The 14,639-nt window shown below is 64.3% G+C and carries 10 protein-coding genes; 2 read left to right on the forward strand and 8 right to left on the reverse strand.

All coding sequences use genetic code 11. The annotated features are described in order from the left end of the window. Positions 1-266 precede the first annotated feature (266 nt). On the reverse strand, positions 267-2,216 hold the full coding sequence (gene acs, locus IQ24_RS01690) for an acetate--CoA ligase (RefSeq protein ID WP_422386253.1): 1,950 nt from the start codon (positions 2,214-2,216) through the stop codon (positions 267-269). Positions 2,217-2,483: 267 nt separating this feature from the next. Between acs and IQ24_RS01695 the strand changes: the two genes are divergently transcribed. Continuing rightward, a complete protein-coding gene (locus IQ24_RS01695; RefSeq protein WP_145395972.1) occupies positions 2,484-2,972 on the forward strand; it encodes a HugZ family pyridoxamine 5'-phosphate oxidase in 489 nt (162 codons plus the stop codon). 38 nt (positions 2,973-3,010) lie between these two features. Here the strand turns inward: IQ24_RS01695 and IQ24_RS01700 are convergent, their stop codons facing one another. Then, positions 3,011-5,305, reverse strand: a complete 2,295-nt coding sequence (locus tag IQ24_RS01700; RefSeq protein ID WP_145395973.1) for a glycosyl hydrolase family 28-related protein — start codon at positions 5,303-5,305, stop codon at positions 3,011-3,013. A gap of 136 nt (positions 5,306-5,441) precedes the next feature. Then, a complete protein-coding gene (locus IQ24_RS01705; RefSeq protein ID WP_145395974.1) occupies positions 5,442-7,022 on the reverse strand; it encodes a lysine--tRNA ligase in 1,581 nt (526 codons plus the stop codon). Positions 7,023-7,109: 87 nt separating this feature from the next. On the opposite strand from IQ24_RS01705, the gene IQ24_RS01710 reads away from it, so the two are divergent. After that, positions 7,110-7,532 carry a tellurite resistance TerB family protein gene (locus IQ24_RS01710; protein ID WP_145395975.1) on the forward strand — a complete coding sequence of 141 codons (423 nt, stop codon included), beginning with the start codon at positions 7,110-7,112 and terminating at the stop codon, positions 7,530-7,532. Here IQ24_RS01710 and IQ24_RS01715 read toward each other — a convergent pair. The 5 genes from IQ24_RS01715 to IQ24_RS01735 all read right to left on the reverse strand — a co-directional run bounded on the left by IQ24_RS01715 (position 7,503) and on the right by IQ24_RS01735 (position 14,615). Then, a complete protein-coding gene (locus tag IQ24_RS01715; RefSeq protein ID WP_242007863.1) occupies positions 7,503-9,032 on the reverse strand; it encodes a D-alanyl-D-alanine carboxypeptidase/D-alanyl-D-alanine-endopeptidase in 1,530 nt (509 codons plus the stop codon). The genes IQ24_RS01710 and IQ24_RS01715 overlap by 30 nt on opposite strands. Further along, the gene (locus IQ24_RS01720; protein ID WP_145396137.1) at positions 9,029-9,652 is read right to left on the reverse strand and encodes a nicotinate-nucleotide adenylyltransferase; all 624 of its coding nucleotides are present in this window, start codon (positions 9,650-9,652) and stop codon (positions 9,029-9,031) included. The genes IQ24_RS01715 and IQ24_RS01720 overlap by 4 nt, the downstream gene beginning before the upstream one ends. A 123-nt stretch (positions 9,653-9,775) precedes the next feature. After that, the gene (locus IQ24_RS01725; protein WP_145395976.1) at positions 9,776-10,900 is read right to left on the reverse strand and encodes an OpgC domain-containing protein; all 1,125 of its coding nucleotides are present in this window, start codon (positions 10,898-10,900) and stop codon (positions 9,776-9,778) included. Beyond that, positions 10,897-13,068, reverse strand: coding sequence for a glucans biosynthesis glucosyltransferase MdoH (gene mdoH, locus IQ24_RS01730; protein ID WP_242007864.1), 2,172 nt, complete (start codon positions 13,066-13,068; stop codon positions 10,897-10,899). The genes IQ24_RS01725 and mdoH overlap by 4 nt, the downstream gene beginning before the upstream one ends. Positions 13,069-13,073: 5 nt before the next feature. After that, a complete protein-coding gene (locus IQ24_RS01735) occupies positions 13,074-14,615 on the reverse strand; it encodes an OpgD/OpgG family glucan biosynthesis protein (RefSeq protein WP_242007865.1) in 1,542 nt (513 codons plus the stop codon). Between the last annotated feature and the right edge of the window lie 24 nt (positions 14,616-14,639).

The following is a 14,639-nucleotide window of genomic DNA, read 5'->3' on the forward strand; positions in this document are numbered from 1 at the left end:
AAATCCTCCTGTCGTCGCCGGTTGGTGCAGTCATGGCCGGGCAAGCCGGGGTCGATGCTTCGGAACGCATCCGAAAGCCCATGCACGCATCCGCGGCGGTGTGGACATGTATCAGTGAACCGTCTGGTGACGGGGTCTCAATGACGCGCCCGAAGCCTCCCTAACCCCGGATGCGGTCTTGCTGATGGCGGCATCTTGCGGTGCCGCGTCCGCCGGTCCTTGGACCGGAAAGGGCAAGGCGGGTGGGCCGCCTTGCCCGCAATCTGTCAGGCCCGGTTCATCCGGTTCTGGATCAGCTCATCGACCACGGCGGGTTCGGCGAGCGTCGAGATATCGCCCAGGCTGGCGAAATCATCCTCGGCGATCTTGCGCAGGATGCGGCGCATGATCTTGCCCGAGCGGGTTTTCGGCAGACCGGGGGCCCATTGGATCAGGTCAGGCTTGGCAATCGGGCCGATCTCGGCGCGGACCCAGGTTTCCAGCTCCTTGCGCAGCTCCTCGGTCGGCTCGACGCCGTTCATCAGCGTGACATAGGCATAGATGCCCTGCCCCTTGACGTTATGCGGGTAGCCCACGACGGCCGCCTCGGCGACCTTCTCATGCGCGACCAGCGCCGATTCCACCTCGGCCGTGCCCATGCGGTGGCCCGAGACGTTGATGACATCATCCACGCGCCCGGTGATCCAGTAATAGCCGTCATCGTCGCGACGGCAGCCGTCACCGGTGAAGTAATAGCCGGGATACTGCTGGAAATAGGCCTCCATGAAGCGCTGGTGATCGCCCCAGAGCGTGCGCATCTGACCGGGCCAGCTGTCGGCGATGCAAAGCACGCCCTCCGCCGGATTGCCCTGCTGCACCTCACCGGTCGCGGCATCCAGAACCTCGGGCTTGACGCCGAAGAAGGGCAGCGTCGCGGCACCCGCCTTGGTCTCGATCGCGCCGGGGATCGAGGTGATCATGTGCCCCCCCGTCTCGGTCTGCCAGAAGGTGTCGACGATCGGGCAACGGCCCTGCCCGACATGCTTGTCGTACCAGTTCCACGCCTCGGGGTTGATCGGCTCACCGACCGAACCCAGCACGCGCAGGCTGGAGAGGTCATGCTTCTCGACCCATTCCGGCCCCTGCCCCATCAACGAGCGGATGGCGGTCGGCGCGGTATAGAACTGGTTGACCTTGTGCTTTTCGCACACCGCCCAGAAGCGCCCCGCGTCGGGGAAGGTCGGTACGCCCTCGAACATGATGGTGGTCGCGCCATTGGCCAGCGGGCCATAGACGATATAGCTGTGCCCGGTGACCCAGCCCACATCGGCGGTGCACCAGAAGATGTCGCCTTCCTGATAGTCGAAGACATATTGATGCGTCATCGAGGCATAAAGCAGGTAGCCGCCGGTGGTGTGGACGACGCCCTTCGGCTTGCCGGTCGAACCCGAGGTGTAAAGGATGAACAGCGGATCTTCGGCATTCATCGTGCGCGGCGGGCAGTCGGCACTGGCCTCTTCCATCAGCGCGAGCACGTCGAAATCGCGCCCTTCGGTCCATTTGGTCTGATCGCCGGTGTGCTTGACCACCAGACAGCGCACATCGTCGGCGCAGGCCTCCAGCGCGGCATCGGCGTTCGACTTCAGCCCGGTGCGACGGCCACCGCGCGGCGCGGTATCGGCGGTGATGATCACCTTGGCCCCCGAGTCGTTGATGCGGCTGGCCAGAGCGTCGGGCGAGAAGCCCGCGAAAACGATGGTATGGATCGCGCCGATGCGGGCGCAGGCCAGCATGGCATAGGCTGCCTCGGGGATCATCGGCAGATAGATGACGACGCGGTCGCCCGCCTGCACGCCCTGTGCCAGCAGCACGTTGGCGAAGCGGTTCACCCGGTCCGACAGCTGAGCATAGGTGATGTGGCGCGCAGGCGTCGCCGGATCATCGGGTTCGAAGATGATGGCGGTCTGGTTCGCCCGCTTCGGCAGATGCCGGTCGATGCAGTTCTGCGCGACGTTCAGCGCGCCGTCCTCGAACCATTTGATCGAGACCTGACCCATGGTGAAATCGGTGTTCTTCACCTTGGTATAGGGCGTGATCCAATCCAGCCGCTTGCCCTCACGGCCCCAGAACGCATCGGGGTCCGCAATCGATTCGGCATACATGCGGTGATAATCCGCAGGCTTCAGCAGCGCATTCTCGAACCCGGGGGGAATGGGATGTTTCGTAACGGTATCAATCGACAAAGCTGGCCTCCTCAACTCGCATCTCAATCACTGGGACCGCTGTCCGCGCCTCCTCCAGGCGATTATGACAGGCAGCGGATACCGCTTTCGCCAAAGGTTAATCCCAAATTGGTTTCTGCGTAAACCATTTTTTGAAAAGGATAATTTTGTAAATTTATTCACCGAGTGATGGCCAATTTTGTAAATACTTCACAAATTCGACAGCTCGGGAACCGATCTGTGACGGCTTGCAGGTCGAGGTGAAGCCTGTAATGTCGCCCCATGACCAAGGATCCCTTCAGACAAACCGATGATCACGCACGCGAAATCGCACGCGGCCTTCTGGCCCAGATGCGCCACGCCGTGCTGGGTACGCTCGACCCCGATACCGGCATCCCGCTGTTGACGCGCATTGCCGTGCAACTGGATGGGGACGGGACGCCGCTTGCGCTGCTTTCCGGGCTCGCCTCGCATACGCGGGCGCTGAAGGCCGATGATCGCGCAGGGCTGATGGTGACGGCGCTCGATCCCGGCAAGGGCGATACCATGACGCATGCCCGGCTTTCGGTGCAGGCGCGTGCGCGGCTGGCCCCGCCCGATCCGGAAAGGCGCGCGCGCTGGCTGCAGCAAGACCCGAAGGCCAAGGTCTATATCGACCTGCCGGACTTCAACTTCTGGCGGATCGAGCCGGTCAGCGGCCTGCTGAACGCAGGCTTTGCGCAGGCGTTCAAGCTGCTGCCCTCGGACATGCTGACGCCCCCGACCAGCTGACTCTGGCGGAGGCGCGCTTCCCGATCTTACGGGCTAGCTTAGTCGGGGCTGTCCATGCGTACGCGGATCGACACCGAGCCGCGCGTCGGCACGCCCCAGTTCAGCGCCACCTGCTTGCGGCTTGTGCCCTGCTGGGTCTGGACCCAGGGCATATCAGAGACGCGCCCGCCCGAGTTGTTGATGATCTGGCTTTCGGCAATGACCGATTCCACCTTCCGCGCCCAGCCGTTGAAGGGCAGCGCCACATCCACATTCACCATCCAGCGGTTCGAGCCGGTCGATTGCACATGCGGAATGTCGACGGGGTTCGCGACATAAGCCAGCACGCCGTTGAACATATTGCCCTGAAACTGGACGTTGCGCATGCGGCTGTAGTTCAGATCGGCAAAGGTCGTGTCCACCTTGTCGATGCGGTCGATCTTGTTGAAGAGCGATTTGAACACATTCCCCATGACGCTGAGACCATGGATGAAATGCCCGGTCCCATAGGGCTTCAGCGTCAGCCAGGAAAAGCCCAGCGTCGTATTCGACGCAAGGAAGGTGTTCCCGGTGATCGTCAGCCCGCCAAAGGAGTACTCCTCACCGGCGAAATTCGGGGTCGGGCTGTGCTCATTCGTCCACTCGATCGAGCAGTTGTCGATGTAGTTCCCCGTCACCGTCGTCTGCACATTGGCCTGCGTCAGCACCAGCCCGCCGAAGCGCACGCCCGCCTGCGCGGTGTCACCCTGAAACCAGTGGTTGCCCTGAATGATATGCCCGCCGCCATTCGCGACCAGAAAGTGCCCGAAGCGCATGAAGCGGTTGTGGCGGATCTTGGTGTCGTTGTTGTTGACGTTGATGGCGACCGAGCTGCGGTTCTGCGCCAGCATCGTCATCTCATTCGACAGGAATTCGCAGCGGTCGACCAGCATGCCCTGACAGCCCGTCCCGATCGAGGTCAGCCCCCGGTTTTTCGGCTGGGTGACATAGCTGTCGCGCAGGCAGAACAGCGCGCCGCTGGGGGCCAGCATGATGCCGCTCGCCAGCCCCTCCAGCAGGAATTCGACATCGTTGATGTTCAGCCGGTCGAGCTGCTGCATGCCCGAGAAATCAAGCGCATAGCGGTAGCGCTCAAACGTATAGCTGCGTGTGCCCGCACCCCCGTAAAGCGGCTGCGACAGCGTCAGCGTGCCCGCGCCGAGATTGCGCGCGTTCACATAGACCTCGCGCCCGACACCCGGCCCCGAGATGCGAGAGCCGACCTCGATATTCGCGACATTGCCGACGCCGGTCAACGTGACCGGGTTGCCGGGGTTGTAGGTCCCGGCCGAGGTGACCGTGCGCGTGGTCCACGCCGGACCGTCGACAATCCCGATCTGGCCATTGGCGATCACTCGGCGGTTCGAAAAGACCGATAGGTTCGGCGCGAAATCCGAGGCGGTGATCGGCGCCGTCAGATCGACGCGGCGACCGCAGAGGTCCAGCGTCGTGTGATCGGTATAGCCGAACAGCGCCTGAAGCGCGCGGCGGAAACCTTCGGTCTCATCGCCGAAAGCCTCGGCATAGATCGGATAGTTGAACCGCCCCAGCAGCGCCAGACGCGCCGCACGCGGCATGCGCAGGGTACCGACAAAGCGCACCGGCGCACGCAGGCTCAGGTCCGAGCCGATGAAATAGGTGCCCTCGGGAACCACGATCTCGGCCCCGCCCGCCGCATTGTCTGCGGCGATGAAGGCCGCGCGGTCATCGGTCACCCCGTTCCCGATCGCGCCGAAATCCCGCACATCGACCCAGTCGAGCATCCCCGGCAGGAAGGCCGAGGTCACGTCCTCGACCACGAAATTCTCGATCCGGACCGAGCCGTTATTGTCGCCCAGCAGGTCAAGGCCGAAATGACCAAAGCTCGCCAGCCGCCCCCAGGGCATGTTGACACCGTCGCGATTGCCGGTGCCCACGATGGCCGAAAGCTCAACAACCTCGCCATAGCCGCTGGGCGTGACGGTGGGACCAACCTGCACCACGCCGCCCAGGTTCACCCCCGCCGCATTGCCAGCCCAGGCCGCGATCCGCGCCCGCGGCAGGTTCCCGGCGATCACCTTGATGCGGGTAGAGATGCGCAGATACTGCCCCGGCTGGATAGGCGTCCGCCGCATATAGCGCAGCGAGGTCGTCGCCTGCTGCTTGACGATCTCAAGACAGCTGCCGAAATCCTCATCTGCGGGAACGATGGCGGCATTGGCCGCGCCTTGCCAGGTGGGCGTGCCCGGCAGCCCGGTCGTCTGCGACCAGAGGTTCAGCCCCAGCCGGAACTCGCGGGGCATCAACGCCAGATTGCCTATTGTCATGGAACACATCTCCTCAGCCATGGATGCGGCGCGGGGCCGTCTGATTGGGCAAGGAATGTGTCGGTCTTGGGTTAACCCCCTGTTAACCATGCGCGCGCTGCAACGGCGCGGCGGGCAACAGGGGGCCAGTAACAGCGAGTGTCACTTAGGCTACAAGCTCTCCGGCAAGGGCGCGCTCGATCAGGGCGCGGGTTTCGTCGATTCCGTAAAGCGCGATGAAACCGCCGAAACGCGGGCCCTGATCGGCACCGAGCAGTACTTGATAGAGCGCCTGGAACCAGTCCTTCATCGGCTCGAACTGGTGATCACGGCCGATGGCGAAGACCATGGTCTGCAGCGCCTCGGCATCCGCCGGCTGGTCCCATGCGGCCAGACGCCCGGCCAGATCCTCCATCGCGCGACGCTCTTGATCGGAGGGCGCCCGGAAGGTCCGGGTGGGCGCGACGAAGTCGTTGAAGTAGCGCACTGCGAACTCCGCCGCCGCATCCAGCGTCGGGTTCGTCTCGGGGCTGGCTTCCGGGGCATAGCGGTTGATGAAGCCCCAAAGCCCGCTTTTATCCGTCGCCCCCGCGACCGAGGCGAGGTTCAAGAGCATCTGGAACGGCACCACCATATCCGAGGCAGGCACCTTGCCGCCGTGAATATGCCAAACCGGGTTTGCGAGTTGCTGTTCCGGCGTCTGATCGGGATAGGCCCGCAGCTGCTGGTGGTATTCATCCACCGCTTTCGGGATCACGTCGAAATGCATCCGCTTGGCCGTCTTCGGCTTCTGATACATGAAATACGACAGGCTCTCGGTCGCGGCATAGGTCAGCCATTCGTCGATGGAAAGGCCGTTACCCTTTGATTTCGAAATCTTTTGCCCTTCCTGATCCAGGAACAGCTCATAGGTGAAATGCTCGGGCTTGCGACCGCCCAGAATCTCGCAAATGCCGTCATAGATCGGGGTGTTGGTCGAATGGTCCTTGCCATACATCTCGAAATCGACATCAAGGGCCGCCCAACGCGCGCCGAAATCGGGCTTCCATTGCAGCTTCACATTGCCGCCGGTGACCGGCAGCGTCATTTCCTCGCCGTCGTCATCGTCAAAGGTGATCGTGCCGTTCTTGGCATCGACATGCTTGATCGGCACGTACAGAACCCGGCCCGACTTGGGGCTGATCGGCAGGAAGCAGGAATAGGTCTGCTGACGCTCTTCGCGCAGGGATGCCAGCATGACCTCCATGATCCGGTCATAGCGCTCGGCCGCCAGAAGCAGCGTCGCGTCGAACTGGCCCGAGCGGTAGAATTCGGTCGCGCTGATGAATTCGTATTCGAACCCGAACGTGTCCAGAAAGCGGCGCAGCATGGCGTTGTTGTGGTCGCCAAAGCTCGGGTACTCCTCGAACGGGTCCGGGACCGAGGTCAGCGGCTTCTGGATATTGGCCTTCAGCAGCTCCTGGTTCGGCACGTTCTCCGGAACCTTGCGCATCCCGTCCAGATCGTCCGAGAAGCAGAAAAGCCGCGTCGGAATGTCCGAGATCATCTCGAAGGCGCGGCGGATCATCGTCGTGCGCGCGACCTCGCCGAAGGTGCCGATATGCGGCAGACCCGAGGGACCATAGCCCGTCTCGAACAGGACATAGCCCTTTTCGGGGTCCTTCTTCTCATAGCGTTTCAGCACGCGGCGGGCCTCTTCAAAGGGCCAGGCTTTCGAATTCATCGCGGCGTCACGCAAAGAGGTCATGTCAGTCTCCATCACTTGGACAGTTCCCCGTATTGAAACGCCGCAGAATGGTCAATAATGACCGAGAAAACGCACGGAGAAATGCAGATGTCGGATGACTTGCCCGCCCTTTCGCCCCATGACGCGCTGGTCGCCATCATGATTGCGGTTTCGGCGTCGGACCAGAACCCGCGCACCTCGGAGCTTGTGGCGATCGAGCGGACGCTGAATCACGCCCCGATCTTCGCGGAATATGACATCGACCGGCTGCGCGCCGTGTCGCAGACGGTCATGGCGCTTTTCGAGGAAGAGGACGGGGTCGACGCCCTGTTCGGGCTGGTGCGCCAGACCCTGCCGCAGCGGCTCTTCGACACGGCCTATGCGCTGGCCTGCGATGTCGCGGCTGCCGACGGGCGCCTGCATGATGCCGAGGCGATGTTTCTGGCCGAGCTGCGCCACCAGCTGGACATCGACCGCCTGCACGCCGCCGCGATCGAGCTCTCAGCCCGCGCCCGCCACCGCGTCCTCTAGGGGCTGCGGCGCGTCGGTCGGTTGCGGCGCGGCTGGGACAGCCAAAGCGGGCGCGCTGCGATCATATTGCGCGACCCATGCCTCGATGATCCCCTGCTGCAGACCCTTTGAGCGGCGCGTCCAGCCAATCACACCGTCCGGCAGCTCCTGTCCTTCGGTCGCGGCGCGGCGCTCTTCATCGCCGGTCAGGACGGCGAAGGCCAGCACCCGGCCCTGAGGGCCCTGCGCAAACCCTGAAAGATTCGAGACAAAATTCAGCGTCCCGGTTTTTGCATCAATGGTGATATCGCTGGGGATCTTCTTGCCATCGGCATTGCGCAGCGGGATCGGCTTCATCAGCCCGCGCAACCCCGCCGAACGTGCCGGTCCCGCCATCACCTCGGCCAGCATCCGGGCCGAGACGCGATTGCCCGCCGACAGGCCCGAGTGATCGCGGAAGAGGAATGCCCCCTGAACACCCTTGGCCTGCAGCCAGTCCTGCATCGCCTGCGCCGATGCGCCAATCGTCCCCGCGCCGCTGGCCGCCAGCCCGATGACCTCGGCGGTCAGGTTCGTCGAATAATCCAGCATATCGCGCGCAATCTCGGTCAGCGGCGGGCTCTCATGAGACGCGATCTCATCCCCCGCAGGCAGGTCGGTGATCACCTCGGGCTTCGGCAGCACCAGCCCCTGCGCGCGGCAAAGCGTCTGGAACACGTCACCGGCATAAAGCTCGGGCTTGCGCACCGGCAGCCAGCGGCTTTCCGATTTCCCCAAGGCGCGGCGCGAGATGGACCAGCCCTCGCCATTCTCGCGCGGGACATAGGCGAACAGAGGCGCGCCGCGATCCGTCACCTCGACCGCGACCGTATAGGCGCGCGGAGAGTTCCGTCGCGCCCGCGCCTCGACCGAGGCGCCGCCCTGCCGCCAGTCCAGATGCACGCGGTTGAAGTTCAAGTTGATGCCGGAAAATGCCGGGTTGTAAGGCAGATGCGCCGCCTGACCCGCCGTGATCTCATCATGATGCGGGATCGCGCCGCCCCAGATCGCGAAGCGTTGGGGGGCCGGACGGCCTGCGGTTTTCTCGGCTGCGGCGGTCGCCTTGGCAAGCTCGGCCAGCTGATCGGTGTCCAGCACCGGGTCGCCCCCGCCCGCAAGGATCAGCATATCGCCCGCACGCAGGACGCGCGTCCGAAAGCGGTGGTTCGGCCCCAGCCGGTCGATGGCGTAAAGAGCGGTGACCGCCTTCAGGGTACTCGCGGGCGCGCGCATCTCATCCGCTGCGCGGCTGGCGAGCAGCGTTCCATCCTGAGCATCAAGCACGGCGAAAGACACCGATCCGCCCAGACGCGCATTGGCGATCAGCGCCTCAATATCCGTGGGCACCGCCTTGGCAACCCCGACCCCCGCCCCTGCACCGGTCCGCACCGGACGGGCGCGCGGCCGTGGATCGGCCCGCAGCACCGAAGGCATCAGCGTCGCGGCCAGCAGCCCGGCCATAAGGTTTCTGCGCGTGATCATCTCTGGCCACCCTTCATCTTGGCCGCGCGCAAGCGTGCCGCCCTCAGCGCTGTCGAGGACAGCATGTTCAGCGGGCCGTTTATCATGCACCAGGCCGGAGGCGTAGCCCGTGCCAGTTCACTTGCGCGTTCCTCGGGCAGGCGCGCATCGCGCAGGATCCGTGCGGTGCGGGAACTGCGCGCCGCCATCATCCAGCCCGGGCGAGCGATGACGCCGATGGGCACGCGGGCCGCGATCTCTTGCCAGCGGTCCCAGCGATCAAACTGTGCCAGATTGTCAGCGCCCATCAGCCAGACGAAATTGACCAGTGGATAAAGGCGCTGAAGCGCCGCGATGGTGTCGGCGGTCATGCGGGTGTGCAACTGACCCTCGATCCCCGTCACGATCACGCGCGGATCTTGCATGATGCGGCGCGCCTCATCGATCCGCTCGGCCAGTGGCGCGGGACCGTGCTGCTTCAGCGGATTGCCCGGCGACACCAGCCACCAGACCCGGTCCAGCCGGAAGCGTCGCAACGCCATCTCGGTGATATGGACATGACCCGCATGCGCCGGATCGAACGAGCCGCCCAGCAGCCCGACGGTCATGCCCGGCAGGGCCAAGGGCAGATCATGGCGCATCATGGCCGCGTCATTCCCCGGCACAGGCAGGCGACGGATCGGGTCAGGTCGCGGGACATCCTCTCTCCTGCATGGTGGGACGCGGCGGTGTTGACCCGTTCTAGCCTCAATGCGGCGGCGCCCTCAACCGGCCTTGCGCCGGGGCAGCCATTCCTCACGCCGCAGCCATGCGGCCGACATCGCCCAGAGCGCGACGATCACCCACAGGTCAATGGCCAGTCGCACCGGCAGCCGCGCCGGAGAATCATTCGCCACCGTCATGTCCAGCGCATCCCCCCAGATCGACAGCAGCACGCAGGCGATGAAGGCCCAAAGCCCGCCGCGCCCGATCTCGGCCAGAGCCACGCCTAGCCGGGTGCTGGCCATGCGGTCGAAAATCGGGGCCAGAGGGGCCGCGACCAGCCAGCTCGCCGCAAGGATCGCCGCCAGCCGCACGCCGTCCAGCGACCATTTGTCGATGGGGCCGGTCCAGCTGGTCAGGAACTCATGCAAAGGTTTGCCGATCGGCCCGACGCGCCAGCTGAGCACGACCGCGCTGGACAGCAGCACCACGACCGCCGCCGCCACCGTCACCAGCGTCGCATGCGGTCGCAGACGCTCCATGATCTGGATGCGGAAAGCCCCCATGGCCACCCCGCAGAAGAACAGAAGCTGCCAGCCGAACGGGTTGAACAGCAGGCCCGGCCCCGGTCTCTGGTTCGGGATCAGCGCGTTCAGTTGCTCGGCAAAGATCCAGATCAGCACCGACACCGCCAGCGTCGGCAGCGGCCAGCGCAGCAGCGCCGGAACCATCAGCGGCGCGGTCGCGATCAGCAGCACGTAAAGCGCCAGCACATCCATCAGGTTCGGCTGCATCCACATCAGCGCCACCGTCGCGACATAGCCGAAGGGGTTATTGATGATCCATTTCGAATATTCGGACCAGACCGCCGTATGCTTCAGCTCGAACTGGAACAGCAGCCAGGACAGCAGCGCCAGCACGACCGCGCCGATGATCAGCGCCCGCCAGACCTGAAAGGCGCGCTTCAGAAAGCGCCATTGGGCGGCGCGCAGCCCCTGCCGCGCCTCGACCTTGATCCAGACGAGGCCCACCAGAAACCCCGAGAGCAGAACGAACAGCTCGGCCGCATCAAAGACGACGAAATTCGCCAGCGTGAAGTTCCGCAGGGGCGAGATCGGCATGTGATCCAGCATGATGCAAACCAGCGCGTAACCGCGCAGCATATCCAGCGAAGCGATGCGTTTCATGCAGGCAACTTTACGAAGCTGGCGATCAGGTCGCGATCTTCCAGCAGGGCCAGCTTTTCAGCCGGCGTCAGATAGGAAATCGCTTCGGCGCGATCGGTGGAATGGCGGATCTTGGCCTCGGCGGAGATCGCGTCCAGTCGCTCGGCCACCGGGCGGGCCTGCGTCTGGGCCAGAAGCTGGGTGTGGCGGGTCAACTGCGCCTCGCTGGTGGCGAATTCGGCCAGACCGTCCTCGGGCAGATGGCCCGCGATGCGGAAGCTCAGCGCATTGGCGGCGGTCAGGATTTCCGGTGGATCACGCTCTTCCGGGGTGACCAGCAGGCCCTGCCTGCGCGCCCAGCGACCGAAGACCGGGCTTGAGGACCAGCGCGAGGTAAAGGGCGACAGGATCAGCCCCGCCAGGATCGGCGACAGCCAGACCAGCTGCCAGGGCGAAAACACGGCCAGCACCAGAAGCGTGCCGATGCCCAGCGTCACATGCGGCCAGTGCCGACGGATCACGATGGACCAGGACGGCATTTGACCCGCGCGGACCTGCGCCTCCCAGCCGCTGTCGCGACCGCGCAGGATGTCGAAGATCTGGCGCGTCTGGATCAGCATCTGCACCGGGGCAATCAGCGCCGACAGCACGATCTCGAACAAGGCCGAGGCCAGAATGCGCACCTTCCCGCCCGAGTTCTGCGCCAGCGGACGCCGCCAGGCGCGGATGATCGAGATGAATTTTGGCACCAGCAAGAAGGACATGGCCGCGATGAACAGCCACAGCATCCGCACCGGATCAAAGACCGGCCATTCGGGGAAAAGCTGGTAGGTCTGCGGGAAATAATCCGGACGCGACAGCAGCACATTGGCCGAAAGCGTCAGGCCCACAAGGATCATCGCGAGCCAGATGGGCGACATCAGGAAGCCCAGAATGCCGACAAGGAAATGGATCCGGCTGATCGCCACCAGCCCCTTCGCGCCCAGAAGACGCGAGTGCTGCAGGTTGCCCTGCGCCCAGCGACGTTCGCGCACCGCCATATCCAGCAGCGTCGGAGGGCAGCCCTCATAGCTTCCCCGCAGGTCCCAATCCAGCCGCACCTTCCAACCGGCGCGGCGCAGCAGGGCCGCCTCGACGAAGTCATGGCTAAGGATCGCACCACCGAAAGGCGGGTTGCCCGGCAAGGTCGGCAGGCCGCAGCAGCTGGCAAAAGCCCGCACGCGGAAGATCGCGTTATGACCCCAGAAGTTGCCGCTGTCCCCCGACCATGCGGCAACGCCGCGCGCGATGGCCGGGCCATAGACGCGGCCCGCGAACTGGACCATGCGCGCAAAGATCGTCTGACCGCCCACCAGTATCGGCATGGTCTGCAACAGCCCGATCTTCGGATCGGCGTTCATCCGGTCCGAGAGCGCGCGGATCGTCTGCCCGCCCATGACACTGTCGGCGTCCAGCACCACCACCTGATCGTAGCGGTCGCCCCAGCGACGGATGAATTCGGCGATATTGCCCGCCTTGCGCCCCTCGTTCGAGGTGCGGCGGCGATACCAGACAGGAATTGGAGAAATGTCGCGCAACCTACTGACCGCGCTCATTTCTGCGAAAACCGAGTCCGGATCGCGACTGTCCGACAGCACGAAAATCTCGGTCCGCTCACCCAGACCCACGCGGTAGATGTCGCGCGCCAGTGCCGCCAGCAGCCCGGCCGTATCGGCGGCGTTTTCATGGTAGACCGGCATGGCGATGCAGATGCGGGCGTCATTCGGCCCCACCGCATTCTCGCGGTTCGGGGCCATGAAGCCCGCGATCATCGAGGTGAAGGAAAACCCGACCCAGGTGAAGGTCAGCCCGAACAGCACCAGCAGCACCGATTGCAGGAAGGTGCCGTGCTCGCCGAAGACCTTCTCCATCTCATAGGCGCCGATGGTGCCGATCAGCAGCGCGCCCCCAAAGGCCACCAGCCGCGCGGCAACCGTGCGGGCGGTGGGAAAGGTGAAGGCGGGGCCTTCAGGCACCGGGCCGCGCACACCCTGTTCGGGCATCCCAAGCGGGGCTTCGGGTGGCATGGCGGTGGACAGCGCCTCGGCCTGCCCCACGCCTTCCCACAGATGCTCGGCGTTCAGCGGCATCTGCGTCTCATTGCTGGAAACCTGCGTCGGCTTCTGGCTGGCGGTCTCGAAACCTGTCACGTCGCTTACTCGCGGGTCCAGCGGGCGATCCAGGTCTCGCTCAGCGAGCCTTCGGGGCCGTTCAGTACCGCCGACAGATCCGCTAGGCGTGCGTTTTCGGGGAAGAACTCGAAGGACAACCGCATCCGGCCCTGCTCGGGCAGGCGCACCAGATAGCTGTGGCCGATCTTGCCGGCCGAAGCGCGGATCTGCGCCTGCGGATCCTCGGTGCCAAACAGCGCCAGATCGAAATCGACGATATAGGTACGCGCATTCGCGTTGTTGATAGCCTTGCCTGAAAGCGTCTCGATCACGCGGGAAATCGGTGCACTATCAGGGGGTTCCGGCGCAAATGTCAGAACATACGAGAAGTCGTGACGTTCCCCCACCTTCAGCGGGTCCGAGGGCTGCCAATAGCTGACGATATTATCGTTGAACTCATTCTCGACCGGAATTTCGATCAGCGTGACCGTGCCCTTGCCCCAATTGTCCTGCGGCGCGATCCAAGCCGAGGGCCGCAGCTCATAGCGTGCTTCGGCGTCCTTGTAGGTCTCGAAATCGCGGGAACGCTGCGCAAGGCCAAAGCCCAGCGGGTCATTGTCCATGAAGGCCGACATTTGCAGCGTCGAGGGACCCGACAGCACGCGCCAAAGCCGCGTTTCAGCCCCGGTCAGCATCTGCAGCCCGTCGCTGTCATGCACGGCGGGGCGGTAATCGTCGATGTTCACGCGGTCGGCCGGGCCGAACCAATACATCGAGGTCAGCGGCGCGATACCGACTTTGCTGAGCTCATTGCGCGGGAACAGCGCGACACGCGTGTCGATGGTCGTTTCGGCCCCAGGCGTCACGCGGAATTCATAGGCACCCGAGACCGATTTGCTGTCCAGAAGCGCATGCACCAGAACCGAGCGGTCCTGCGGGCCGGGGCGATGGATCCAGAAGGACCGGAAGATCGGGAATTCCTCGCCCTCGGGGCTGCCGGTACCGATGGCAAGGCCCCGGGCCGACTGGCCGTAAAGCGTGCCGCGCGCCACGGCGCGGAAATAGCTGGCCCCCTGGAAGACTAGGAATTCATCCATCACATCGGGACGGTTCAGGGGCGCGCGCACGCGAAAGCCCGACCAGCCCATATCGCCGATGGTGTCATAGTCGACGCCATTCGGGAACTGCGCCGGGTCGAAATCGAACATATGCGGGTCGAATTTCAGCGGCCGGACGACGCCGTCATCGACCAGATTGATCTCGACCGGTTCGTGGAAGATCGCGCCGGGGGCCAGTAGATCCAGCCAGAAATCGCGACTGCCTGCCCATGGGTCGGCGTCACGGCGAAAGCGGATGCCGCGATACTGGTCATAGTTCAACTCACCAAAGGTGCCGATCAGCTCGGATCGCGGCGCGTCATATGCCTTGCTGGCGTAATCCTGCGCAATGGCGACCAGAGAGTCGAAATCGAACGGCTTCACTTCCTCGGGGACCGGCGGCGCTTCGGGGGCCGGAACCTCGGCAATAGCCGCATCCTGCGCATGGGCCGCGCCAGAGAGGGACGAAATGGTACCGGCTGCACTCATGGCCGCACTGGCAGAAAGAACAAA

The sequence above is a fragment of the Paracoccus sulfuroxidans genome (assembly GCF_007830335.1).
Taxonomy (GTDB): domain Bacteria; phylum Pseudomonadota; class Alphaproteobacteria; order Rhodobacterales; family Rhodobacteraceae; genus Paracoccus; species Paracoccus sulfuroxidans.